The sequence below is a fragment of the Neorhizobium sp. AL 9.2.2 genome (genome assembly GCF_013317225.1).
Taxonomy (GTDB): Bacteria; Pseudomonadota; Alphaproteobacteria; order Rhizobiales; family Rhizobiaceae; genus Neorhizobium; species Neorhizobium soli.
Map to the genome: position 1 here is coordinate 13,257 of NZ_JAALXU010000009.1, position 22,610 is coordinate 35,866.

22 protein-coding genes and 2 tRNA genes are annotated in these 22,610 nt (G+C 60.7%); 7 read left to right on the forward strand and 17 right to left on the reverse strand.

What is annotated here, in order from left to right:
• Positions 1-44 precede the first annotated feature (44 nt).
• Positions 45-938: an SH3 domain-containing protein gene (locus tag G6K99_RS17805; protein WP_092664587.1), complete on the reverse strand. Its 894-nt coding sequence runs from the start codon at positions 936-938 to the stop codon at positions 45-47.
• 291 nt (positions 939-1,229) lie between these two features.
• Between G6K99_RS17805 and ubiG the strand changes: the two genes are divergently transcribed.
• Complete coding sequence (gene ubiG / locus G6K99_RS17810; protein WP_174197356.1) at positions 1,230-1,976, forward strand: bifunctional 2-polyprenyl-6-hydroxyphenol methylase/3-demethylubiquinol 3-O-methyltransferase UbiG; 747 nt, start codon at positions 1,230-1,232, stop codon at positions 1,974-1,976.
• Positions 1,977-1,979: 3 nt separating this feature from the next.
• On the opposite strand, the gene G6K99_RS17815 is transcribed toward ubiG, so the two are convergent.
• The 6 genes from G6K99_RS17815 to G6K99_RS17840 all read right to left on the reverse strand — a co-directional run bounded on the left by G6K99_RS17815 (position 1,980) and on the right by G6K99_RS17840 (position 5,808).
• Positions 1,980-3,071 carry an acyltransferase family protein gene (locus G6K99_RS17815; RefSeq protein ID WP_174197357.1) on the reverse strand — a complete coding sequence of 364 codons (1,092 nt, stop codon included), beginning with the start codon at positions 3,069-3,071 and terminating at the stop codon, positions 1,980-1,982.
• A 149-nt stretch (positions 3,072-3,220) separates the two neighbouring features.
• A tRNA-Ala gene (locus tag G6K99_RS17820) sits at positions 3,221-3,294 on the reverse strand.
• A 143-nt stretch (positions 3,295-3,437) separates the two neighbouring features.
• Positions 3,438-3,866: a DUF1178 family protein gene (locus G6K99_RS17825; RefSeq protein ID WP_174197358.1), complete on the reverse strand. Its 429-nt coding sequence runs from the start codon at positions 3,864-3,866 to the stop codon at positions 3,438-3,440.
• On the reverse strand, positions 3,863-4,723 hold the full coding sequence (locus G6K99_RS17830) for a carbon-nitrogen hydrolase family protein (protein WP_174197359.1): 861 nt from the start codon (positions 4,721-4,723) through the stop codon (positions 3,863-3,865). The genes G6K99_RS17825 and G6K99_RS17830 overlap by 4 nt, the downstream gene beginning before the upstream one ends.
• 12 nt (positions 4,724-4,735) lie before the next feature.
• Positions 4,736-4,993, reverse strand: coding sequence for a glutaredoxin 3 (grxC, locus tag G6K99_RS17835; protein ID WP_062454280.1), 258 nt, complete (start codon positions 4,991-4,993; stop codon positions 4,736-4,738).
• A 56-nt stretch (positions 4,994-5,049) separates the two neighbouring features.
• On the reverse strand, positions 5,050-5,808 hold the full coding sequence (locus tag G6K99_RS17840; protein WP_244631521.1) for a ComF family protein: 759 nt from the start codon (positions 5,806-5,808) through the stop codon (positions 5,050-5,052).
• Between the two features lie 93 nt (positions 5,809-5,901).
• On the opposite strand from G6K99_RS17840, the gene G6K99_RS17845 reads away from it, so the two are divergent.
• Positions 5,902-6,780 carry a methyltransferase domain-containing protein gene (locus G6K99_RS17845; protein ID WP_174197361.1) on the forward strand — a complete coding sequence of 293 codons (879 nt, stop codon included), beginning with the start codon at positions 5,902-5,904 and terminating at the stop codon, positions 6,778-6,780.
• Positions 6,781-6,807: 27 nt separating this feature from the next.
• On the opposite strand, the gene G6K99_RS17850 is transcribed toward G6K99_RS17845, so the two are convergent.
• The 6 genes from G6K99_RS17850 to G6K99_RS17875 all read right to left on the reverse strand — a co-directional run bounded on the left by G6K99_RS17850 (position 6,808) and on the right by G6K99_RS17875 (position 10,844).
• Positions 6,808-6,981, reverse strand: a complete 174-nt coding sequence (locus tag G6K99_RS17850) for a Flp family type IVb pilin (protein WP_062454283.1) — start codon at positions 6,979-6,981, stop codon at positions 6,808-6,810.
• Between the two features lie 61 nt (positions 6,982-7,042).
• On the reverse strand, positions 7,043-7,363 hold the full coding sequence (locus G6K99_RS17855; protein ID WP_062454284.1) for a hypothetical protein: 321 nt from the start codon (positions 7,361-7,363) through the stop codon (positions 7,043-7,045).
• Positions 7,364-7,474: 111 nt separating this feature from the next.
• Positions 7,475-7,879, reverse strand: coding sequence for an 8-oxo-dGTP diphosphatase MutT (mutT, locus tag G6K99_RS17860; RefSeq protein WP_062577544.1), 405 nt, complete (start codon positions 7,877-7,879; stop codon positions 7,475-7,477).
• Between the two features lie 8 nt (positions 7,880-7,887).
• The gene (locus tag G6K99_RS17865; RefSeq protein WP_062454968.1) at positions 7,888-8,658 is read right to left on the reverse strand and encodes an N-acetyltransferase; all 771 of its coding nucleotides are present in this window, start codon (positions 8,656-8,658) and stop codon (positions 7,888-7,890) included.
• A gap of 8 nt (positions 8,659-8,666) precedes the next feature.
• Positions 8,667-9,908, reverse strand: a complete 1,242-nt coding sequence (argJ, locus tag G6K99_RS17870; RefSeq protein ID WP_174197362.1) for a bifunctional glutamate N-acetyltransferase/amino-acid acetyltransferase ArgJ — start codon at positions 9,906-9,908, stop codon at positions 8,667-8,669.
• Positions 9,909-9,965: 57 nt separating this feature from the next.
• Positions 9,966-10,844 (reverse strand): peptidylprolyl isomerase, encoded by an 879-nt coding sequence (locus G6K99_RS17875; protein WP_062454286.1) that lies wholly within the window; start codon positions 10,842-10,844, stop codon positions 9,966-9,968.
• A gap of 261 nt (positions 10,845-11,105) precedes the next feature.
• Here G6K99_RS17875 and secA point away from each other — a divergent pair, with 261 nt between their 5' ends.
• The 4 genes from secA to G6K99_RS17895 all read left to right on the forward strand — a co-directional run bounded on the left by secA (position 11,106) and on the right by G6K99_RS17895 (position 16,850).
• Positions 11,106-13,817 (forward strand): preprotein translocase subunit SecA, encoded by a 2,712-nt coding sequence (secA, locus tag G6K99_RS17880; protein WP_092664569.1) that lies wholly within the window; start codon positions 11,106-11,108, stop codon positions 13,815-13,817.
• Positions 13,818-13,978: 161 nt separating this feature from the next.
• Positions 13,979-15,400, forward strand: a complete 1,422-nt coding sequence (locus G6K99_RS17885) for a lipopolysaccharide biosynthesis protein (protein ID WP_371816231.1) — start codon at positions 13,979-13,981, stop codon at positions 15,398-15,400.
• A 53-nt stretch (positions 15,401-15,453) separates the two neighbouring features.
• Positions 15,454-16,683 carry a GNAT family N-acetyltransferase gene (locus G6K99_RS17890; protein WP_244631559.1) on the forward strand — a complete coding sequence of 410 codons (1,230 nt, stop codon included), beginning with the start codon at positions 15,454-15,456 and terminating at the stop codon, positions 16,681-16,683.
• Positions 16,684-16,765: 82 nt separating this feature from the next.
• Positions 16,766-16,850: transfer RNA gene (locus G6K99_RS17895), tRNA-Leu, on the forward strand.
• 250 nt (positions 16,851-17,100) lie between these two features.
• On the opposite strand, the gene G6K99_RS17900 is transcribed toward G6K99_RS17895, so the two are convergent.
• Positions 17,101-17,868, reverse strand: a complete 768-nt coding sequence (locus G6K99_RS17900) for an EAL domain-containing protein (RefSeq protein WP_113110206.1) — start codon at positions 17,866-17,868, stop codon at positions 17,101-17,103.
• Positions 17,869-18,120: 252 nt separating this feature from the next.
• Between G6K99_RS17900 and G6K99_RS17905 the strand changes: the two genes are divergently transcribed.
• Positions 18,121-18,519, forward strand: coding sequence for a hypothetical protein (locus tag G6K99_RS17905; protein ID WP_062577462.1), 399 nt, complete (start codon positions 18,121-18,123; stop codon positions 18,517-18,519).
• Between the two features lie 56 nt (positions 18,520-18,575).
• Here the strand turns inward: G6K99_RS17905 and paoC are convergent, their stop codons facing one another.
• Genes paoC through paoA form a run of 3 tightly spaced genes read right to left on the reverse strand, consistent with a single transcriptional unit; the run spans position 18,576 to position 22,381 of the window.
• A complete protein-coding gene (gene paoC, locus G6K99_RS17910; RefSeq protein ID WP_174197363.1) occupies positions 18,576-20,783 on the reverse strand; it encodes an aldehyde oxidoreductase molybdenum-binding subunit PaoC in 2,208 nt (735 codons plus the stop codon).
• A gap of 3 nt (positions 20,784-20,786) precedes the next feature.
• On the reverse strand, positions 20,787-21,737 hold the full coding sequence (locus G6K99_RS17915) for a xanthine dehydrogenase family protein subunit M (RefSeq protein WP_174197364.1): 951 nt from the start codon (positions 21,735-21,737) through the stop codon (positions 20,787-20,789).
• Positions 21,734-22,381: an aldehyde dehydrogenase iron-sulfur subunit PaoA gene (gene paoA / locus G6K99_RS17920; RefSeq protein WP_062454375.1), complete on the reverse strand. Its 648-nt coding sequence runs from the start codon at positions 22,379-22,381 to the stop codon at positions 21,734-21,736. The genes G6K99_RS17915 and paoA overlap by 4 nt, the downstream gene beginning before the upstream one ends.
• Positions 22,382-22,610 lie beyond the last annotated feature (229 nt).

Here is a 22,610-nt window from a genome sequence, read left to right on the forward strand (position 1 = left end):
TCAACTGTAACCATTCACGGCGGAGCTCGTCTACGCTTGTCGCCTTAGCGATTGCGGCAACCCGGGCCGACGCACTGCTCAGTTTCACCCTGCGGGGCGCGACGGTCGTTGTTGCGCTCTGCACGCGGTTCCTGACGACGTTCTTCTCTGCGTTCGTCATTGCGCTCGGCACGCGGCGGCGGGCGGCGATCGTCCCTGCGGTCATCGCCACGATCCATGCGCGGCGGTGGTGGGCGACGGTCGTCGTCGCGATCAATCCGCGGTGGTGGACGGCGGTCATCCCGGTCGCGGTCGATACGCGGTGGTGGAGGACGACGGTCGTCGTCACGATCGATACGCGGCGGTGGGCGACGATCGTCCCTGTCACGGTCGACGCGTGGCGGGTCACGGCGGTCGCCGCGATCACGGTCCCAACCGGGACGGTTGTCCCAGCGGTCACGATCGCGGTCGCGGTCCCAACCCGGAGGCGGTGGCGGCGGACGTCTGTCACGATCCCAACGCGGCGGTGGCGGCGGCTGACGATCGGCGCGCCAATTGTAATCGCGCCAGCGATCACGTTCGCGATAGAAATTGCGCTCTCTGTAATGGCGGCCCCAGTAGTCGTTGACTTCGAAGGTCACCGTCGGGATGCCGAGACCCTGATAGTAGTCGGGCGCGACATAGACGCGGTTCGAACGGTACGCCGCCTGGACATAGTTTCCCGACACCCAGCCACGACCGCCGTAGAACGAAACGTCGCACCAGTTCACGCTGCTCATGCAGCCGTTGATGGTAACGGTCGCGCTGACCGGGATCACTGTAACCGCCGGATAGGCGGTGCTCGGACCAGACCGCATGTTCACGTTCGCGGTTGCGAATCCCTGCACGGCAGCCGAAGCAATCGACGGCGCCAGCATCAAGGCGCCGAGAGCGGCTACCCGTAAAAGTAACTTTTTCACCTGTTTCCTCCTGGAAAACATAAGCGGTCGGAATTGCTTCCGTTTTGCGCCCCGTAATTTTCAGCCTAAATGCTCGGAACGACCTATTGTTCCAGTTGTCGGCTGAATGGCGAATGAATGATGTATTTGACTTTCATTCACCCTTTTTCTCCCCGCCGTAAGCAACGGTTCATCCCGCCCGCTCACTGGAAAACAATGACTAAGCTGTCGCGCGACGTCCGCGGCGATGTCACCCCTTGACATCAACCCGGGATCGTCCGACTTCAGGCCCTAGTACGAGAGGATGACGATATGACCGAAACCACACGCAGCACAGTCGATAAGGACCAGGTTGAATGGTTCTCGAAAATGGCAGCCGAGTGGTGGAACCCGACAGGGAAGTTTCGGCCTCTCCACAAGTTCAATCCGGTCCGCCTCTCCTATCTTCGCGACCGGATCTGCGAGCATTTCGGCCGTGACCCCAACGGTCACCAGCCGCTTGCCGGTCTTCGCATCCTCGATATCGGATGTGGCGGCGGTCTGTTGTCGGAGCCGATGGCCCGCATGGGTGCGACCGTTGTCGGCGCGGACCCGTCAGAAAAGAACATCGGCATCGCTTCCACCCACGCCGCTGAAACCGGCGTTAGCGTCGATTATCGCGCAGTCACCGCCGAAGACCTGGCCGCATTGGGCGAGACGTTCGACGTGGTCATGAACATGGAAGTAGTCGAACACGTCGCTGACGTCGATTTTTTCATCACGACCTGCGCGTCGCTGGTGAAGCCAGGCGGCCTGATGTTCGTCGCGACTATCAACCGCACGCTGAAGGCCGGCGCGCTGGCGATCTTTGCTGCGGAAAACATTCTCCGCTGGTTGCCGCGCGGCACCCATCAGTACGACAAGCTTGTGCGCCCGGAAGAGATCGAAAAACCGCTGTCAAAAAGCGGCATGGAGATCATTCACCGCACCGGCGTGTTCTTCAACCCGCTCAGCGACCGCTGGAACCTGTCATCCGACATGGACGTCAATTACATGCTTCTGGCGCGGCGTCCGGGCTGAGCTTCAATCCTTGACGACAGCCGTGGCGGGTGTGGCAGTAACGGCGTCGACGGAGCCGCCCTTGCGGTGCAAAAGCGAGGCCCAACGGGGCCGCTCGAAAAGGAAGTTGCCGATCCCTGTCGCCCTGACAATCGCGTAGAGGATGAGCGAGCTCACGATCGACACGATCATCACCGAAACGCTCAGCAGTCCCGTATCGGTAAACAGTCCGGTCTTGAGCGCTACTGCCCTGAACAGGGACATCGGGATGGTAAAGGCGAGGTAGACAACCAGCGAATGCTTGCCGAGCCAGACCAGCCAGCGCGAGAACGGCAGTTGGACGACGAGGCCGCAAGCGATGCAAAGCGCCAGCGTTCCAGCGACAGCAAGCACGAAATGCATCCCTGGCAACACCGCAGACCCCATCTGCATCCCGACCGGTTGAACCGCATAGCCGGGTGAAAACACGAGCACTCCGTTGACCAGCGCCCAGACGCACAGCGCAGCCCAGGCGCTCGCCGGATAGCGCTGGCAGAGATCGACCAGCTTCAAAATTGCGGGACCCGTCAGGAAGCCGAGATAGAAGAAGACGAAATACGCAGCAAACTGCGTCACCACATAGCTCGCCGAATGGGGCGACAGGACCTCGAGGCCGATCGCGACCGGAAGAACCACCCAGGCCGGGACAGACAGCTGGTATAACAGCTTCGTCACCAGTCCGAAAATTGCGAGCAGATAGACGAACCACAGCACGCCATAGGGCTGGACCATCGCAAAGGCCAGCTCCTTCAGCATTTTGCTGAGATCGAGCTCGTAGACCCCGATCTTGAGGCCAAGCATGATCGTGACCCAGAGCACGTAGAAATAAAGGTAATGGACCACCCGGCGGTCGACGAACTGCAACCACGGGCGGGCGATAACCTGCGACAGGAACAGACCCGAGATCAGGAAGAATTCCGGCATCCGGAATGGCGTGGCGAAACCGATGACATAGTGTAGAAAGCCGACCTGCCCGGTATATTCGCCGGTATTGTAGGCCGAGTACATCATCACAACCAGGATGATCGAGACACCTTTGGCGGCGTCGACCCACGCTAAACGATCAATCTTTTCCATGCTGCAGAGCACTTTCTGTCTGATCAAGGTTACGGGGACGCCCTTGCGCTGCGATCGCAACGATCCGGCCTGTTTGGTCTAAATCCAGAGGGTCATGTCGAATGCGATGTTGGTCGACGTCTGCCAATTCGTCGCCGGAGTGTGGTCCTTGGAGAACTGGGCAGGATTTGAACCTGCATGTACGGGCTTGCGGGCCCGCTCCATTTCAGTCTGGCACCAGTTCATCACGGACGGCTTTCGGCAGCCCGTCCGCAGAGATAGCGCAGTCAGGTTAGAGTTCGGTAAACCGGCATGGTAAAGATGCATGTCTTGGAAGAAATACTTACAAGATACTTCCGACATCGCTAATGAACTTGAAGACCGGCGTCAGTTGCCGTCTTCCGGGAGCGTCGGCAAGGGGGCGATGCCGATGCCCTCATCAATCAGCTCGCGCACGTCGTCGAAACTTGCCTTGCCGATAATCCCGCGCGCATCGGCCTCGCCGTAATGGATCTTGCGCGCCTCTTCCGGAAATTTCTCGCCGACATCTTCGGAACTGGCGCGGATACCGGCGACGGCTTCCTTGAGCTTCGCCATCACCTCATGGCGCGCCATATTCATCGCCAACTCCTGCTTGGCTTCCTTCTTCCGTGCTGTCGAAACGGAGGGCGCCATCAGGGATTTTGAGATCGCGGTGGAATTGCAGACCGGACAGGTTAAAAAGCCGCTTTCCACCTGGCGGTCGAAATCGGCGCTTTGGGCAAACCAGCCTTCAAACGCATGTCCGTTCTCGCAGCCGAGCGAATATTTAATCACGCCGCCTCTTCCCCGTCACCGCGGTCGGGGACGATCGCCACGGAAAACTCCCGGGCATTCTTGAGGTTGGGGATCTTCTGGCGTGCCGCCCGGACCTGGTCGAGATCGATCTCGGCGATCAGGACCTCTTCGCCGGTGCCGCCAGCCATCGCCAGAACCTTGCCCCAGGGATCGACGATCATCGAATGACCGAAGGTTTCGCGGCCATCTTCGTGGGTGCCGCCCTGCGCCGCAGCGATTAGGAACGTGCCGTTCTCGATGGCGCGGGCCCGAAGCAGGATTTCCCAATGCGCCTCGCCCGTCTGGCGGGTAAAGGCAGCCGGAACCGTGAGGATTTCGGCGCCGGCCAAGGCCTCGGCTCGGAACAGCTGCGGAAACCGCACATCGTAGCAGATCGCGAAACCGAGCCGGCCGAAACCGAGGTCGGCGACCCGCGCTTCGTTGCCGGGTTCATAGGCCGAACTTTCGCGCCAGCTTTCACCGTTGTCGAGATCGACATCGAACATGTGGATCTTGTCGTAGCTGCAGACGGTTGCGCCGTCCGGCGAAACCAGGAAAGCGCGGTTGGCGATCTTGCCGTCGTCGCGGGCAATGGCGGTCGAGCCGATATGCAGGAAGACACCAAGCTCTTTTGCGAGATCGCGCGCCGTCGAGACGATCACGTCGTCCGCCTCGCCCCGGAGCACCTCGCGCGCTGCCTTGCGGTCACGCTGCAGCATGCCGGTCATTTCGGGGGTCTGAATATAGGTCGCGCCATGGGCTGCAGCGTCACGGACAAGACGCGCCATGTCGGCCGCATTCCTGACGGGATCGACGCCCGAACACATCTGGATCGCTGCAACCTTGACCGCGGTCATCGAAAAATCTCCTCAGGCCGCCAGAAGCGGATCGAGCTTGCCGGCACGGTCGAGCGCATGCAGGTCGTCGCAACCGCCGACATGCCGACCATCGATGAAGATCTGCGGGAATGTCGAACCGCCGTTCGACTTCTGCACCATTTCGGCGCGCAGTTCCTTGGAATAGGTCGCGTCATGCTCGGTAAAGGCAACGCCCTTGGATTCGAGCAGCGCCTTGGCGCGGGCGCAGTAACCGCAATATTCGCGGGTGTAAATGATCACATCTGCCATGATTTTCTCCACGTACTGTCAGGACTTTGTGCAGCGCGTCACAATTGCCGTCTCTGTCATATAGGCCCGGCAATGGCCATTGCAAAGGTCAAAACCGTCACCTCGGCAGCCCCTGCCCGCTTCAGAGCCCGGGTTGCGGAAGACACTGTTGCGCCTGTCGTGAACACGTCGTCGACCAGTACGATATGCTTGCCGAACACGTCCTGTTCGCGACCCGCGGCCACCTTGAACGCGGCGCGGACGTTCTCCTCGCGGCCCCGCGCGGTCAGCCCCACCTGGCGCTGAGTGCTCTTCGTGCGCAGCAATGTTGCGGCAAGAAAGGGCTTTGCGGATTGAGCGGCGAGATGCCGCCCGAGTTCGGCTGCCTGATTGAACCGACGCCAGAACATGCGCGAGCGATGCAGCGGCACCGGGAGAATAGCGTCGCAATCGGCCACATGGGTCTCGCTCGCGCGCAGCATCCACCCGGCCATCATTGCGGCGAGGTCGGTGCGATCCCTATATTTCAGCGCATGGACGAGCGAGCGTGCCGCACCTTCGTGGATTGCCACAGCCCGCAGGCGGTCGAACACCGGGGGATTGGCGATCGCTTCCGGCGAGATCAGCAATTGCTCATCCAAAGCGGGATCGGAAGGATCATAGGAGAACGGAAGGCCTAGAACCTCGCAGTAGGGACGTTCGATGAAGCGCACACCGCTCCAGCACTGTGCACAGAAACCGCGATGGCTGCCGGTGATCACGCCGCATCCGGGACAGGCTGGCGGGTAGACGACGTCGCCTATCCGGCGTGTCCAGACGGACGCGGCCGATACCATGCTCCTCAGCGATCGCAAGGCGGGGGACGAAGACATGCTTGACATTAATCGACGGAGAGCGACTTTGCGACCCGCGGAAATTGAGTGGAAAACATGGACATCATTTTTGACGCCGAACTGGTCGAAGCACGGCGCCGGCGTGCGATTGCCGCTGGCGACCACAACGCGGCGTTTTTGCTGGATATAGCCGGACGCGAACTGGCCGAGCGGCTGTCCGTGGTCGAACGGCAGTTCGAACAGGGTGTCGAGTTGCATGGCGGTACCGGCACTGCAGCCCGCGAAGCGAAAGCAACCGGCAAGATCGACAACATGGTCCGGGTCGAGAGCGATCCTACCTTCGCCGTCTCTGGCGAAGACATCACGGTCGCACCGCTCGACGATGTGCCGCTTGAGCCGGATACGGTCAATCTCATCGTCTCACCGCTCGCCCTTCACTTGATCAACGATCTTCCCGGCACGCTGGTCCGCATCCGCCGGGCGCTGAAACCGGATGGGCTGTTCCTTGCCGCCATTCCCGGATCCGGCACGCTTGCCGAGCTGCGCGATGTACTTCTGTCGGCCGAGGTGGAAATGACCGGGGGCGCTAGCCCGCGTGTCATTCCGTTTGCGGACGTGCGCGACGTCGGCGGGCTACTGCAGCGGACGGGTTTTGCCCTGCCCGTGATCGATGCGGAAACCTATACGGTGCGCTACGACAACCTGTTTGCACTGATGCGGGACTTGCGCGGCATGGGCATGACCAATGCGCTCGCTGGCCGCAGCCGCAAGCCGCTGACGAAGAGCTTTTTCCTGAAAGCCGCCGAGCTTTATGCCGATCGCTACTCGGATCCGGATGGGCGCATCCGGGCCACGTTTTCGATCATCTACGCATCGGGATGGGCGCCGCATGAAAGCCAGCAAAAGCCCCTGAAGCCGGGATCGGCCAAGATGCGGCTGGAAGATGCGCTGCGCGGATCGCAGAACGAAAACTGATAGATCAGGGTAACGATCGGGGGAGGGTCAGGTAATCGGCTTGTCGACCTTGCCGCCGAGGAAGCTGAACATATTGCTGAGCGCCGAGGAAAAAGCGCCGAAACCGGCGAGCAAGGCGGCCGATATGATCGCGATGATCAGGCCGTACTCGACAGCCGTCGCCCCACATTCATCGCGCATGAAGGAACGCAGGAGACGCATGACTTGCCCTTTATCCGGTAAACCGCTGATCTGTCGCCCGACTATAGCGACTAATCGTTAATTAGCAGCCATCGTTTGCGCCGTAGCCCTGTACGATGCAGACGGAGCCCGGCGTGTCCTGAAGGACGCTACGGCGGATCGTGTAGGTTTTCGTGCCCTTCTCGACCGGCTTGATCGAGCCGGTGGTGATCATGTCGAAGTCCTGCTTGACCGTTGCCAGCCGCTGCTGGTCGTCGTGACCGGCGAGCATCGGCGTCACGATCAGCGCAAGCGCAACCGCAGCGGTGCCAAACAGCAGAGCAATATTGAGGGCGCCGGTCCTACCGGATCTGTGCTTTGCCCGCTGGCGGGCCTGCACAGTTTTCCAGAATTCGTCTTCCATCGCTGAAAAGCCTCGTCAACGCAGTCACTGATCCCCCTGACGATGCCACGATGGGCTGAATTAAAGGTTAACAGGCTCTGAATTCGACTGCGCTAATTCGACTGATCTCGATCAGACAAGATCCTGAATGATCGGGATCAGAGGCTCGTCGGCGGGCGGCATCGGATAGTCCCGAAGCGCGTTCGGCTTGACCCACTTGATCGCCTGCCCTTCGCGCCCGTGCGGAATGCCCTCGAAACGGCGACAGACATAGAGCGGCATCAACAGATGGAAGGTTTCATAAGTGTGGCTCGCAAATGTCAGCGGCGCGAGGCAGGCTTCCTTCGTCTGGATCCCGAGCTCCTCGTCGAGTTCACGGATCAACGTCTCCTCGGGCGTTTCGCCAGGCTCCACCTTACCCCCCGGAAACTCCCAGAGCCCGGCCAGCGACTTGCCCTCAGGGCGCTGCGCAAGCAGGATGCGGCCATCGGCATCGATCAGCGCGCAGGCTGCAACGAGAAGAATTTTCCTCGACATGAGATCGGTCACCCTTTGCGCCAGTAGCGGTATTCATAGACCTTGCGAAAGCCGAACTGGCGATAGAGGGCAATCGCCGGTTCGTTGTCTGCCTCCACCTGCAGCCATGCCGAACGGGCGCCGCTGACGCGGGCCCAGCGCAGTGCCGAGGCAAGTATTTCCGAGCCGATGCCCTGCCGCCGAACCGTTTGCGACACGGCAAACGACATGACGCCCGCAAGATCGTTGTCCTGCACGCAAAGCGCCACGGCGACGGCGCCGTGACGTGGGCTTTCCTTGATGAAGAAGCCCGATTGCGGCTTGATGGAACTGAGGATCTCCGCCAGTGCCGGCTTCAGCGCTGCGTCGTCCTGCCCCACTGCAATGCAGGCATCGACGAAACGGCCGATATCGTGGCTGGGAAGATGACCAAGCGTCGGCGGCAGCGGAAGGTGGGCGAGATCGCCGATCATCACATCTGCGGTCTCGAACATCTGCCAGCCATCATCCTCCAGATGACGGATCAGGTGCGGCGGTGCGAGCGGCGTTTCGCGCACCACCAGAGACCGTCCATAATCGGCAAAACGCTTTCTGGCCTTCGAGAGCCGCAGGTCCATGTCCCGATAATCCGACGGGTCGAGCGGCACGATGCAGTTCAACCGCTTCGACGGATGGCTCCCCGTCAACCGAACCTGCCAGCTGCCGTCATAGACCACGGACGCCGCGGGCCAGGCCCGGAAGCCGACCGCTTCCAGCCTTCGAACCAGGGGCAGATCGGCTTGAACGGGAGATGCGGTCATATCCGTCATCAGCTCCGGTAATCTCCGTTGATGGCGACGTATTCCTTCGTGAGGTCGCAGGTCCAGACCGTGGCGGTGCCGGAGCCAAGTCCGAGTTCGACCTTGACCGGAATGTCCTGTCCCTTCATCACGTTGGACGCGGCCTCTTCCGAATAGGCAGGATCGCGTTCGCCATTGACGGCAACCCGGACATCGCCGAACCAGATCGCCAGCTTGTCTCGGTCCGCGGCTTCGCCGGCCTTGCCGACGGCCATGACGATCCGGCCCCAGTTGGCGTCTTCGCCAGCGGCTGCGGTCTTGACCAGCGGCGAATTGGCGATCGACAGTGCGATCGTCTTGGCGGCGGCATCGCTTTCCGCGCCCGTGACGGTGATCTCGAGCATCTTGGTGGCGCCTTCGCCATCGCGGGCAACCTGGATCGCCAGGTCCTTCAGAAGCGCGTTCAGCGCATCCCGGAAAGCGGCAAGCGCCGGATCGGCGGGATCGGTGATCTGCGTCTGGCCGTCGGAAGCCGCAGCCCCCGTCGCAAACAGCATCAGCGTATCGGACGTGGACGTATCGCTATCGACCGTCATGGAATTGAAGCTTGGCTCGACGCCTGCAGAGAGAAGCGACTGCAGCACCGAAGACGAGATATCGGCGTCGGTGACGACGAAAGACAGCATCGTCGCCATGTCAGGCGCGATCATGCCGGCACCCTTGGCAATGCCGTTGATCGTAACCGCGACGCCGCCGATCTCCGCCATGCGGGTCGCGACCTTCGGATAGGTATCCGTGGTCATGATCGCCTTGGCAGCCTCCTGCCAGAAATCGCCCGTGGCCGACCCGTGCATATCGCCAAGCACGCCTGCAAATTTCGTGGCATCGAGCGGTTCGCCGATGACGCCTGTCGATGCGAGGTAAATTTCATTCTCGCTGCATCCGACAGCAGCCGCTGCCGATTGTGCGGTAAGTTCCGTTGCCTGGCGGCCCTTGGCGCCGGTAAACGCGTTGGCATTGCCGGAATTGACCACCACGGCCCGCGCGGTGCCATGGGCTAAGTTCGCGCGGCAGAAATCCACCGGTGCCGACGGGCATTTCGACTTGGTGAACACGCCGGCCACCGCTGCCGGTGCGTCGAACACCATCAACAGCACGTCGGTACGGTTCTTGTATTTGATGCCGGCGGCAGCTGTCGCCATGCGGACGCCGCGCAGGGCCGGCATTTCGGGATAGGACTTCGGGGCGAGCGGCGAGACGGAAGAGGACATCTGAACAACCTGGCTGAATAGGAAAGGGCCCGGATATACCGGGCCCAGATGCGAATTTTACTGCTGTGCCGGTGCCGGCGCTTCTGCACCGTCCTGCATCTTGCTAACGTCCTCGTAGCCCTTCTTCAGGCCCTCATCCATGATCTCGATCTTCTGGTCGGCCTTCGCCTTTTCGATAATGGCGACATACTTGTCGCGCATCACGAGCTGCTTGACCTGGTCCTCGACCTGGTCGAGTGCCGGCGGAGCGGCTTCGCGCTTGTCGAGAAGCTTGATGACGTGGAAACCGAACTGGGTCTTGACCGGGGTCTTGGTGTAGGCGCCCTTTTCGAGGGCAAACGCGGCCTGCTCGAATTCCGGAACCATGCGGCCCTGGGCAAACCAGCCGAGATCGCCACCTTCGTCCTTGTTCGAATCCTGCGACTTTTCCTTGGCAATGGCTGCGAAATCGCCACCCTTGTCGAGGTCGGCAATCACGGCCTTTGCTTCATCCTCGGTCTTTACCAGGATATGGGCAGCATTGACCTCTTCCTGCTTCGGGATCGACGCGATTTCCTTGTCGTAGCGTGCCTTTACTTCTTCGGGCGTCGTGGCATCGACCACGTGCTTGCGGAAGTAGGCGTTGTGCAGCTCGCGATCGCCGATATAGGCCATGCGCTTCTTGTAGTCCTCGGTGTTACCAAGGCCTTCGGCGGCAGCACCGCTTGCCAGAAGCTTCACGTCGATTGCGCCGGAAAGGGCCGCAACCTTCTTCTGTTCTTCGGGAAGCTGGGCCAGCTGCGGGTCGAGGTTCTGGACCGCGACGTCGAGTTCGGCCTGAGTGATGTTCAGGCTGCCCACCTTGGCGACGACCGTATCGTCAGCGGCGAAAGCCGGGGCCTGGACGAAGATCGCAGCGGCAAGAGCAGCCGATACGAGAAGTTTGTGGCGCAGCATCGAGTTACCTTTCGATTGGTGAACCGGATCCAGAACGTCTGGCACCGGCCGGAAAACCTTCACAAACACCGGATTGTGGCCATTCTGTATCGGCCGTCACCGTTGACATAATTCGGACCCCCTCTTATCTGTCACGCAACTTCGCGTCCAGAAGCTTTGCGGGCGCCACGGGTTGAATTGTCAGAGGCGCCGCCGGCCGACAAGCTCAATCGTGGTCTCGACGAGTGACATCAGGGACTGACATCAGAAAGGGCCATTCGTATGGTCAGCTTTGGCGGCATTGCCCGCAAACTGTTCGGATCTGCAAACGAGCGCCGCGTGCGGGGCTACAAGCCGATGCTCGAGAAGATCAATGCAATCGAGGAAGCCACCAAGGCGCTCACCGATGAGCAGCTCGCCAACAAGACGGCGGAGTTCCGCCAGATGCTGGCAGACGGCAAGACCCTGGAGGATATCCAGATCCCTGCCTTTGCGGTGCTTCGCGAAGCGGCCCTCCGCGTTCTCGGCATGCGACCCTTCGACGTCCAGCTGACCGGCGGCATGATCCTTCACGACGGCGCAATCGCCGAGATGAAGACCGGCGAAGGCAAGACGCTGGTGGGAACCCTGCCCGTCTACCTCAATGCACTGTCGGGCAAGGGCGTGCATGTGGTGACCGTCAACGATTATCTCGCACAGCGCGACGCCAGCATCATGAGCCGCCTCTACGGGTTCCTTGGCCTTTCGACCGGTGTCATCGTCCACGGCCTGTCGGACGACGAACGCCGCGAGGCCTATGCCTGCGACATCACCTATGCGACGAACAACGAGCTCGGCTTCGATTATCTTCGCGATAACATGAAATACGAGCGCGGCCAGATGGTGCAGCGCGGCCACAACTTCGCGATCGTCGACGAAGTCGATTCGATCCTGGTCGACGAAGCCCGCACCCCGCTGATCATCTCAGGCCCGCTGGACGACCGTTCCGATCTCTACAACACGATCGACGCCTACATTCCGTTGCTGTCTCCGGAAGATTACGAAATCGACGAAAAGCAGCGCTCGGCCAACTTTTCCGAAGAGGGAACCGAAAAGCTCGAAGGCCTGCTGCGTCAGGCCGGCCTGCTGAAGGGCGAATCGCTCTATGACGTCGAGAACGTGGCGATCGTCCACCACATCAACAACGCGCTGAAGGCCCACAAGCTCTTCACCCGCGACAAGGACTATATCGTCCGCAACGACGAGATCGTCATCATCGACGAGTTTACCGGCCGCATGATGCCGGGCCGCCGCTATTCCGAAGGTCAGCATCAGGCGCTGGAAGCCAAGGAAAAGGTGCAGATCCAGCCGGAGAACCAGACGCTCTCCTCGATCACCTTCCAGAATTACTTCCGCATGTACGACAAGCTTGCCGGCATGACCGGTACGGCGCAGACGGAAGCGGAAGAATTCGGCAACATCTACAAGCTGGAAGTGGTGGAGGTTCCGACCAACCTGCCGATCCAGCGTATCGACGAAGATGACGAAGTCTACCGGACGTTTGAGGAAAAGTTCAAGGCGATCATCGTCGAGATCAAGGCGGCCAGCGAACGCAACCAGCCGGTTCTGGTCGGTACGACCTCGATCGAAAAGTCCGAACTTCTGGCAACCATGCTGCGCGAGTCCGGTTTTGAGAAATTCCACGTTCTAAACGCACGCTACCACGAGCAGGAAGCCTATATCGTGTCGCAGGCCGGCGTGCCCGGTGCCGTCACGATCGCCACCAACATGGCCGGTCGCGGTACCGACATTCAGCTCGGCGGCAATATCGACATGCGCCTTGAGCGCGAGCTCGAAGGCATCGAGGACGAGGGCGAACGCGCTGCCAAGGAGGCTGCCGTCCGTGCCGAGGTGAAGGTCCTGAAGGGCAAGGCTCTGGAAGCCGGTGGCCTTTACGTCATCGCCACGGAACGTCACGAAAGCCGCCGCATCGACAACCAGCTGCGTGGCCGTTCCGGCCGCCAGGGTGACCCGGGCCGCTCGAAATTCTACCTGTCGCTCCAGGACGATCTGATGCGCATCTTCGGTTCCGACCGGATGGATTCGATGCTGCAAAAGCTTGGTCTCAAGGAAGGCGAAGCGATCGTCCACCCCTGGATCAACAAGGCGCTCGAGCGGGCGCAGAAAAAGGTCGAGGCGCGTAACTTCGACATCCGCAAGAACCTTCTGAAATACGACGACGTCACCAACGACCAGCGCAAGGTGATCTTCGAACAGCGTATCGAGATGATGGATTCGGAAGACGTATCCGAGACCATCGAGGACATGCGCAACGAAGTGATCGAGGTTCTCGTTGCCAAGCACATCCCTGAGCGGGCCTATGCCGAACAGTGGAGCGTCAAGGAACTGCGCGAAGACGTTGATCGCCTGCTGAACCTTGATCTTCCGATCGAGGACTGGGCGACCGAAGAGGGTATCGGCGAAACCGATATCCGCGAGCGGATCACCGCCGCCGCTGAAGCTTCCGTCAAGGATCGCCGAGAGCGGTTTGGTGCCGACGTGATGAACTACGTCGAACGCTCCGTGGTGTTGCAGACGCTGGACGCCCTGTGGCGCGAGCATATCGTCAATCTCGACCACCTGCGCTCCGTCATCGGGTTCCGCGGCTATGCGCAGCGCGATCCGTTGCAGGAATACAAGGCGGAAGCCTTCGAGCTGTTCCAGGCGCTGCTTGCGAACCTGCGCGAAGCCGTGACCGCCCAGATGATGCGCGTCGAGCTTGTGCAGAACCCCGAGCCGCCGGTACCGCCATCGGTGTTCGAGGAGCATCATTTCGACCCGACGACCGGCGAAGACCAGGTGTCGGGCGCAGACGGCAGCGACTTCATCGCAGCGCCTGCCGATCGTCATCCCGAAGACCAGTCTACCTGGGGGCGCGTCGGCCGCAACGAGGCTTGCCCCTGTGGTTCGGGCAAGAAATACAAGCACTGCCACGGCGCCTTCGAACAGGCCTGATCGGGCAACACCAGTGTTATCGATAGAACGCCGCCTTCGGGCGGCGTTTTTCGTTTGCGGGATCGTCGCCGTCTTAACGTTCGGGTCGGCTGAGCCAACCGTTTCTTAACCCTGCTGTGGCAGATTTGCGAGCATGGCTCCTGTAGCGTAACGAGTATTGCGTGCCCATCATGGCGGTGATCGAAACAGCGGAAAGACTGCTTCCGGCCGGTTTGCGTGCCAGAGTCGCACCGCTGACGGGCAGGATCAGAGCCACTGTCACCGAAAACAGCGATACGGCGCGGGCGCAACGCCAGGCCATGACCGCGTTTGCGATCCGCATTTTCAGCGCCGCTATCGCCTTCCTGTCCCAGATCGTCATGGCCAGGCTGATGGGCGAGTTCGAATACGGGTTGTTCGCCTTCGTCTGGGTGATCGTCATCCTCGTCGGCAATCTCTCCTGCCTCGGCTTTCACACCTCGATCATCCGCTTCATCCACCAGCATTCGGCAGAGGGTGAAAACGGCGAGATCCGCGGCTTGAGCCTTGCCGCCTGCCTTGTCGCGCTCGTCACCTCGACCGTGATCGGCGGCCTCGGCTTTGCCTTTCTCTGGGCGTTCGGCAGCAGCATCGAGCCCTACTACATCGTGCCGGTTTCGATCGCTCTTTTCATCATTCCGATGATCGGCATCGGCGACATCCTCGACGGGATTGCCCGTACCCATGGCTGGACGATATCGGCGCTGGCGCCAACCTACATCCTCAGGCCCATCCTGATCCTCACTTTCATGACGGCAGCCGTCCTGTCCGATGCGCCGCGCGATGCGCAGACCGCCATGCTGGCGGCGCTTGCCGCCACATACGCCACAACGTTTGCGCATCTGACGCAGCTCATACTTCGGCTGAAAGGCAGCTACGGCAATGCATCGCGGCGCTACCGGCTTGGCTCATGGATCCGATACTCGATCCCGCTATTTGTGGTCGACGGCATCGGCTTCCTGCTGACCAATGCGGACGTGGTCGTGGTCGGCATCTTTCTGCCGCCGGACGATGTCGGGATCTATTTTGCGGCGTCGAAAACGATCGTCCTCGTGCAGTTCGTCTACTTCTCCATCAAGGCGGCCGCGGCTCCCCGTTTCGCCGCCATCATGGCGGAAGGCGACATGACGGCGTTGGCCACATTCGCGGGCCAGACCGTCCGCTGGACCTTCTGGCCGTCGCTCGTCGTCGGGTTGACCACGCTTGCTGCGGGTGAACTGCTTCTGTCGCTGTTCGGCGACGCTTTCACTTCAGGCTATATCCTGATGGTGATCCTGTTTGCTGGCATTCTGTCCAAGTCGCTCGTCGGCCCCGGAGAAGTTCTGCTCAGCATGGCGGGCAGGCAAAAGCTCTGCGTTGCAGTCTATACGGCAACGCTTGCCGGCAGCATCGTCCTCAATGTCGTGCTGATACCACATTATGGGCTGGTCGGTGCGGCGATGGCGACCGCCGGCGCCATGATGATCGAGGCGACGTTGCTGCACATAGCAGTACGCCTCACGCTCGGAATCGTGCTATTCGCTTTTTCCGATCCACTGCCCAGACCCTCGTTCAAGGTTCGATAGACACAATGGCTCTTCCCCCGAACAGGAGCGAAAAGGAATACGACGACGTCACAATGCCGAACGTCGCGTCGCGTCTTCGTGCAGACCGCCCGGATGCCGATACACGGGTAGAAATCGGCCGGCCCGGCCGCGAATTTTGCCTCTATCCGGCAGGTCTCGGTTACGATCTGCAGGAAGAACTCGAATTTTTGTCTCACCGCGCGATGGAGCCCAACATCTTCTTCTCGGCGCGGCTTCTTGCCCCAGCCATGCCGCGAATCGATGACCGTCAGGTGCGACTGGCGCTCATCCGCGACGAAGGCGAAAGCCATAGCCGCCTTCGCCTTTTGATGCCGTTTACCGTGGAGAAACCAGGCTTTGCCATGGGTGCCCCGATCATCCGCGTCTGGTCCAATCCGTTCGGCCCGCTCGGTACGCCACTGGTGGATGCCGAAGATGCGGCCGAAACCATCGACAACCTCCTGGAGGCCCTGACTGCCCGGGAAGCAAAACTTCCCTCCGTTCTCGTTCTGCCCGACGTGCGCTTAGGCGGCCGCTTTGCCCAGCTTGCGCGCGCCGTTGCCATCGGCCGCGACCTGCCCGTTGCCGTCACCGACAGCTTTCGCCGGCCGATGCTGGAAAGCCTTCAGGACGGCGAAACCTATATGAAGGCCTCCGTCTCGCCGCACCATTACCGCGAGATGCAGCGCCAGTGGCGAAAGCTCGGACAGCTGGGAAGGCTTGAATACGCCGTCGCCCGTCAGCCGGAAGAGGTGCGCCAGCGGATGGAGGAATTCCTGGCGCTTGAATCGACAGGCTGGAAAGGCCGCAAGCGTTCGGCCCTGATCAACGACCGTTACCGCGCAGCCTTTGCTCGCGAAGCGATCACCAATCTTGCCGAAGTGGACGCCGTGCGCATCCACACGATCAATCTCGACGGCCGCGCGATCGCCTCGATCGTGATCTTCTTGATGGCCGGCGAGGCCTATACCTGGAAGACCGCCTATGACGAGAGCCTCAGCCGCTATTCGCCCGGCAAGCTGTTGGTCATGAAGCTGACCGACTGGCACCTTGATGATGCCAACATCCTGCGCACCGACAGCTGCGCCGTGCCCGATCATCCGATCATGAGCAGGCTATGGGAAGAGCGCGAGGAAATGGGAACGCTGGTGATCGGCCTTGCCCGCAACAGCGACCGCGACGTGAGACAGGTGGCGACACAGCTTCACCTCTACCGCAACACCCGCAACATGGCGCGTCTGCTGCGCGAAAAGATCCTGGCGATTGCCGGACGCAATGCCTGACATCGCGGTTTGCAGCGATCCGAATAGTTCTTCTTGCATCCGCCGCCGAGGCCATGTTAGAGGCCTTCACCATACCCTCCGTGCCCCATTGGCGGAACTGGTAGACGCGCTCGACTCAAAATCGAGTTCCGAAAGGAGTGCTGGTTCGATTCCGGCATGGGGCACCACTCGCGCGTAAGAGCGTTGATTTTGCATCCCTTCTGGAAATATCCCCCACCTGAATTCAGGCGCGAAAAGTACTGTCTCGATTGACGTCAAGCTGTCTCGAACGTGAACGAACGCGCTGTTTCACTCGTCAAATCGAGCTAGCCTGAGCTTGCCCTTGCCAGCGTCCAGTCGGCATCTCTGCCTGTTTCCACTGCGTCGATACCGATCCCGGACCTTCATTCCGCTCTGGGTCGCCTATCCCGCCGCTTCTCAGGCAGCAGCAGCAAGCATCGCCTTCGCGGAAGCCGGGATGGCGAGGTGTTCGAAGCTTGGCTTGGCGAGCAGGTAGCCCTGGATGAGGGACACGCCCAGGTCCCGCAGGGCCGACATTTCGCCGACGGTTTCGACGCCTTCGCAGAGCGGCACGATGTTGAGTTCTTCGAGCATCCGCAACGTGTGCTTGACGATGGTGCGCCGGACCGGATCGGTGTCGATCCCTCTGATCATGTCCATATCCAGCTTGACGATATCGGGCTGGAAATGACTGAGGAGGCCGAGGCCGGAGTGGCCTGAACCGAAGTCGTCGATCGCAGTTTTGAAGCCCATATCCCGGTATGTCCGCAGGATGTGAAGGACGTGCTTGGTATCCAACTCCTCGTTCTCGGTGAACTCGAAGATGATGCGATCAAGCGGAAAACCCGTCTTCATGGCCGTGGCAAGCGTCAGGCGGATACACGCCCGCGGTTCGTAGACGGCGTTCGGCATGAAGTTGATCGACAGTTTCACGTCGTCAGCGGGGTCGTAGAGCTGCGCGGCAAGTTCGATCGCCTTGACCCGGCACTGCTGATCGAACGCATAGCGGTTGTCGGCCTGCACCTGCGATAGAACTGACCCGGCACCTTCTCCGTTTAGACCGCGAACAAGCGCTTCGTGGGCGAAAATCTTGCCTGTTGCGATGTCGACAATCGGCTGGAATGCCATCGAGAACGGTAGTTCGAATGCTGCGCCGTCGCGGCAGCCTTGGCAACTCGTCGTCATTATGGAAAAATCTCCGTTTGCATCAGACCTAAGGCTCATCGATTAAACTTCCGTTTCCCGCATGCGTCGAAACCAAAGCGCTTTTCTTGCGTCACACACCCCTGCGGTGATATCCGGGCGGTGCCGTTTTGCGGCCTCCCGCACCCAACTCTGGATCCGGCAGCCTCTTCAATCGCGTGCGGCTCTTGAACGAAACTGTTTGAAGGTCGCAGACCGGGGGTATCCCCAAGACGCAGGAAGCGTATCGCAAGAATGACACCAGCCATTGTCGAGGGCCGCGCGTGCGGAACCTGCACCCTTTGCTGCCGGTTGCCGGACATTGATGATCTCAACAAGCCTGCGGACGAGTGGTGCAGGCACTGCGTTGCCGGACAAGGCTGTTCCATCTACCAGGATCGACCGATGCTTTGCCGCGACTTCGTGTGCCATTGGCTAACGCGCGAAGGACTGGGCGACGAGTGGGCTCCTCAAAGATCCCACCTGATGGTCTATGGGGAAGGACAGCAGATTACGGTCCTTGCCGATCCCGACTATCCCGATCTGTGGCGTCATCCGCCCTATATGCCGCAGTTCAAGGCATGGGCATCCAACGCTGAAGCACGCGGCGGCTATGTTATCGTCTTCTGGCGCGACGAGGTTCTAAAAATATAAGGCCGGAGCATCTGTGGATGCTCCGGCCAGAGTTTTGCATAACGATGCCGAGCGGATCAGCCGACCTGCGGCATGTCCCGCAGCAGCTTGTCGAGCGTGACAGGGTAATCACGGATACGCACGCCGGTTGCGTTGTGCACGGCGTTCGAAAGCGCTGCCGCCACACCGCAAAGGCCGAGTTCGCCAACACCCTTTGCCTTCATCGGCGAGGTGGTCGGATCCGTCTCATCGAGGAAGATGACATCCTGATGCGGAATATCGGCATGGACAGGAACTTCGTAGCCGGCGAGATCATGGTTGACGAAGAAGCCGCGACGCTTGTCGACGGCCAGTTCTTCCATGAAGGCGCCGCCGACGCCCATCGTCATCGCACCGATGACCTGGCTGCGGGCCGTGATCGGGTTGAGAATGCGCCCTGCTGCACAGACGCTCAGCATGCGCCGAACGCGGATTTCAGCCGTGTACATGTCGACGCCGACCTCGACGAAATGGGCACCGAATGTCGATTGCTGCATCTCTTCTGCAAGATCGCCATACTCGATCGTATCTTCCGCAACGACACCATCCTTGCCAGCTGCCTCAGCGAGAGCAATGCTGCGGTTGCCGGAACGGATCTGGCCGTCGGCAAACGTGACATCTGCGGAGTTGAAACCGACCTTTTGCGAGATCGCATCCCGCAGCGCCACGCATGCGGCGTAGACGCCGGCGGTGGAGCTGTTTCCGCCCCACTGTCCGCCCGATCCCGACGACGCCGGGAAGCGGGAATCGCCGAGTTCTACGGCAACCTTGTCGATCGTTACGCCCATCATTTCGGCCGCGGTCTGGGCGATGATCGTGTAGCTACCCGTACCGATATCCGTCATGTCGGTTTCGACAGTCACGACGCCTTCGGAATCGAGCCGCACGCGGGCGCCAGACTTCATGTTCATGTTGTTGCGGAACGCTGCCGCAACACCCATGCCAACCATCCAGCGTCCGTCCTTGACGCGACCCGTCTCGGCGTTGCGCTTGTCCCAGCCGAAGGTTTCAGCACCCCGGCGAAGACATTCGACCAGCTGACGGTGCGAGAACTTCCGTTCAGGCTTTTCCGGATCCACCTGCGTGTCGTTGATGATCCGCAACTCGACGGGGTCGAGGTTGAGCCGCTCGGCCAGTTCGTCCATGGCGATTTCAAGCGCCATGAGGCCAGGCGCTTCGCCCGGTGCGCGCATCGCATTGCCCTCTGGCAGATCAAGCGCCGCAAGCCGCATTGAGGTCATCCGGTTTTCGCCGGCGTAGAGAAGGCGAGTCTGCGCCACGGCTGTCTCCAGGCTGCCACCCGGCAGGTTGCCGTTCCAGCTTTCATGGGCAATCGCGGTGATCTTGCCTTCCTGCGTCGTTCCGATGCGAATGCGCTGGATCGTAGCCGGGCGGTGCGTCGTGTTGTTCATCACGAACGGACGCGGAAGCGCGAGCTTGACGGGGCGTCCCGCCGCTTTCGCACCAAGCGCTGCAAGCACCGCATCCGACCGGAGGAAAAGCTTTGAGCCGAAACCACCGCCCACAAACGGCGACATGATATGGACCTTTTCCGGATCGATGCCGAGCGTGATCGCCATTTCTGACTTGTTCCAGGCAATCATCTGGTTCGAGGTCCAGACCGTAACTTCGTCCCCGTCCCACATGGCTAGAGACGAATGCGGCTCCATCATCGCATGTGACTGGTCGGGTGTCGTGTAGGTCTGGTCGAACTTGACCGCTGCCTCCGCGAAAGCCTTGTCGAAGTTGCCGGCAGAGGTGTCTGCGTCTTCGCCTTCGGAGCCCTCCGGCTTCTTGGCCGTGTCCTTCGCAGCTTCAAGATCGTAGGAACCGGGAGCGCGAACGTAATCCACTTTGATAAGGCTCGCTGCGGCGCGGGCCTGCTCAAAGGTTTCAGCGACGACGACGGCGATGGCCTGGTGATAATGCGAGATCTCGGGGCCACCGAGAAGCTTGGCCGCATTCATCTTGCCCTTGGAGAGCTTGCCAGCCGTTTCCGCCGTGACGACAGCCAGAACGCCCGGAGCGTTGCGGGCCGCCTGGATATCCATCGAGCTGATCCGACCCTTTGCGATGCCGGCGCCTACGGGATAGCCGTAGGCAACATTGAGGTTGGCGTGGTTCCATTCATAGGCATAGGTCGCCGTGCCGGTGACCTTCTTAGGGCCGTCGATACGCGTGATGTGCTGGCCGACCACCTTCATCTGGTCGATGGGATTGGTCGTGGCGGGACGATCGAATAGCATGGCTTACCCCTTGGTTTCTTCAAGGATGCCGGCGAGCGTGCGCTCCGCCAGTGTCACCTTGAACGAATTTTCTTCTGTTGGCTTTGCGCCTGCAAAGACCCTGGCCATCACGGCCTTGGACCCCTTCGGCAAGTCGGCTTCCGCTTCTTCGACGCGCCATGGTTTGGGAGCCACACCGCCGACCGCAACGCGACCGGTGCCATCCGGCTGGATGATCGCGGCAACCGACACAAGAGCGAACGCATAGGACGCACGGTCTCTCACCTTGCGATACACGTGCTTGCCACCCACAGGCGCCGGCAGCGTAACGGCCGTGATGATCTCGCCGCGCTCAAGCGTGGTTTCGATCTCGGGCGTATCGCCGGGCAGTTTATGGAAGTCGGCCATCGGGATCGCGCGTGTTGCGCCATCGGGCTTGACCGTCTCAACGGTTGCATCGAGGGCACGCATGGCGATTGCCATGTCGCCGGGGTGGGTGGCGATACAGGCATCGCTGACGCCGATCACACCCAGCTGGCGGGTCACGCCGCCGATGGCGGAACAACCGCTACCGGGCTTGCGCTTGTTGCAAGGCTGGGCGGTGTCGTAAAAGTAAGGACAGCGCGTCCGCTGCAACAGGTTGCCGGCCGTCGTTGCCTTGTTACGAAGCTGACCCGATGCGCCTGCGAGAAGTGCGCGCGAAAGCACGCCATAGTCGCGGCGGATGCGCTCGTCCGAAGCGAGATCCGTATTGCGCACGAGCGCTCCGATCCGGACGCCGCCATCTTCGCTCTGCTCGATCTTGTCGAGGTCGAGACCGTTGACGTCGATGAGATGGGTCGGTGATTCGATCTCTAGCTTCATCAGGTCAAGGAGGTTGGTGCCTCCCGCGATGAACTTGGCGTTCTGGTTGTTGGCGGCCTTGGACGCAGCTTCAGCCGGTGATGCGGCGCGTTCATAAGTAAACTGTTTCATGCCTGCCTCCCCGAAACTTCCGTGATAGCCGCAACAATGTTCGGGTAGGCCCCGCATCGACAGATATTGCCGCTCATACGTTCGCGGATTTCCATCTCGGAAACCTGCGTGGGGGCTGTCAGGTCTTCCGTTACATGGCTCGGTATGCCGGCCTTGATTTCTTCAAGAACGGCAACGGAGGAACAGATTTGCCCGGGTGTGCAGTAGCCGCACTGGAAGCCATCGTGCTTGACGAATGCCGTCTGCATCGGATGCATCTCGTCCGGTGTGCCGAGGCCTTCGATCGTGGTGATCTCGGAGCCCTCGTGCATGATGGCAAGCGACAGGCACGAATTGATGCGGCGACCATCGACCATGACAGTACAGGCGCCGCACTGGCCGTGATCGCAACCCTTCTTGGTGCCGGTCAGGTGCAGGTTCTCACGCAACGCGTCGAGCAGGGTCGTGCGGTTGTCGAGATCGAGATCCTGGCGTGTGCCGTTGACGACAAAACCCACCCGCGACGTCGCCGTCCCCGGCCGAGGAGGCGGTGTTGCCGCCTGCGCATTTGCAGCTCTGTTGCTATTTGCCACGGCCACAGAGCCGGCAGCGGTTGCGACGAGAAGATCCCGTCGTGACATTTCAAACGAATTCGGACTCGACATGGGGGCTCCATCTTGACGACTACAGTTGACCCAATAACCACCAACTGCCCGAGTCTGTTCCGTCCCAAAGACCATTTCACCGGCGCCTTTTGTCACAGGCGATCACCGCACTCGACGATTTATCGGCGCCGGCAACGCATGGTTAATGTTTGTTTTATATCCAAGGACGTTCGTGTCCCAGATTTGTTCATATGGTTTCATTGGTGGCAATGCGTCTCACAGGCCCGCA

What these genes read in the sequence shown, in the direction of transcription:
- G6K99_RS17865 (WP_062454968.1), bottom strand. Translation starts at nt 8,658, where the DNA reads ATGACCGCATCTCCCGTTCAAGCCGATCTGCCCCTGGTTCGAAGGCTG.
- G6K99_RS17915 (WP_174197364.1), bottom strand. Translation starts at nt 21,737, where the DNA reads ATGAAACAGTTTACTTATGAACGCGCCGCATCACCGGCTGAAGCTGCG.
- G6K99_RS17850 (WP_062454283.1), bottom strand. Translation starts at nt 6,981, where the DNA reads ATGCGTCTCCTGCGTTCCTTCATGCGCGATGAATGTGGGGCGACGGCT.
- G6K99_RS17855 (WP_062454284.1), bottom strand. Translation starts at nt 7,363, where the DNA reads ATGGAAGACGAATTCTGGAAAACTGTGCAGGCCCGCCAGCGGGCAAAG.
- G6K99_RS17890 (WP_244631559.1), top strand. Translation starts at nt 15,454, where the DNA reads ATGCCGAACGTCGCGTCGCGTCTTCGTGCAGACCGCCCGGATGCCGAT.
- G6K99_RS17830 (WP_174197359.1), bottom strand. Translation starts at nt 4,723, where the DNA reads ATGACCGCGGTCAAGGTTGCAGCGATCCAGATGTGTTCGGGCGTCGAT.
- paoC (WP_174197363.1), bottom strand. Translation starts at nt 20,783, where the DNA reads ATGCTATTCGATCGTCCCGCCACGACCAATCCCATCGACCAGATGAAG.
- grxC (WP_062454280.1), bottom strand. Translation starts at nt 4,993, where the DNA reads ATGGCAGATGTGATCATTTACACCCGCGAATATTGCGGTTACTGCGCC.
- ubiG (WP_174197356.1), top strand. Translation starts at nt 1,230, where the DNA reads ATGACCGAAACCACACGCAGCACAGTCGATAAGGACCAGGTTGAATGG.
- G6K99_RS17845 (WP_174197361.1), top strand. Translation starts at nt 5,902, where the DNA reads ATGGACATCATTTTTGACGCCGAACTGGTCGAAGCACGGCGCCGGCGT.
- mutT (WP_062577544.1), bottom strand. Translation starts at nt 7,879, where the DNA reads ATGTCGAGGAAAATTCTTCTCGTTGCAGCCTGCGCGCTGATCGATGCC.
- G6K99_RS17815 (WP_174197357.1), bottom strand. Translation starts at nt 3,071, where the DNA reads ATGGAAAAGATTGATCGTTTAGCGTGGGTCGACGCCGCCAAAGGTGTC.
- paoA (WP_062454375.1), bottom strand. Translation starts at nt 22,381, where the DNA reads ATGTCGAGTCCGAATTCGTTTGAAATGTCACGACGGGATCTTCTCGTC.
- argJ (WP_174197362.1), bottom strand. Translation starts at nt 9,908, where the DNA reads ATGTCCTCTTCCGTCTCGCCGCTCGCCCCGAAGTCCTATCCCGAAATG.
- G6K99_RS17875 (WP_062454286.1), bottom strand. Translation starts at nt 10,844, where the DNA reads ATGCTGCGCCACAAACTTCTCGTATCGGCTGCTCTTGCCGCTGCGATC.
- G6K99_RS17840 (WP_244631521.1), bottom strand. Translation starts at nt 5,808, where the DNA reads ATGGTATCGGCCGCGTCCGTCTGGACACGCCGGATAGGCGACGTCGTC.
- G6K99_RS17900 (WP_113110206.1), bottom strand. Translation starts at nt 17,868, where the DNA reads ATGACGACGAGTTGCCAAGGCTGCCGCGACGGCGCAGCATTCGAACTA.
- G6K99_RS17905 (WP_062577462.1), top strand. Translation starts at nt 18,121, where the DNA reads ATGACACCAGCCATTGTCGAGGGCCGCGCGTGCGGAACCTGCACCCTT.
- secA (WP_092664569.1), top strand. Translation starts at nt 11,106, where the DNA reads ATGGTCAGCTTTGGCGGCATTGCCCGCAAACTGTTCGGATCTGCAAAC.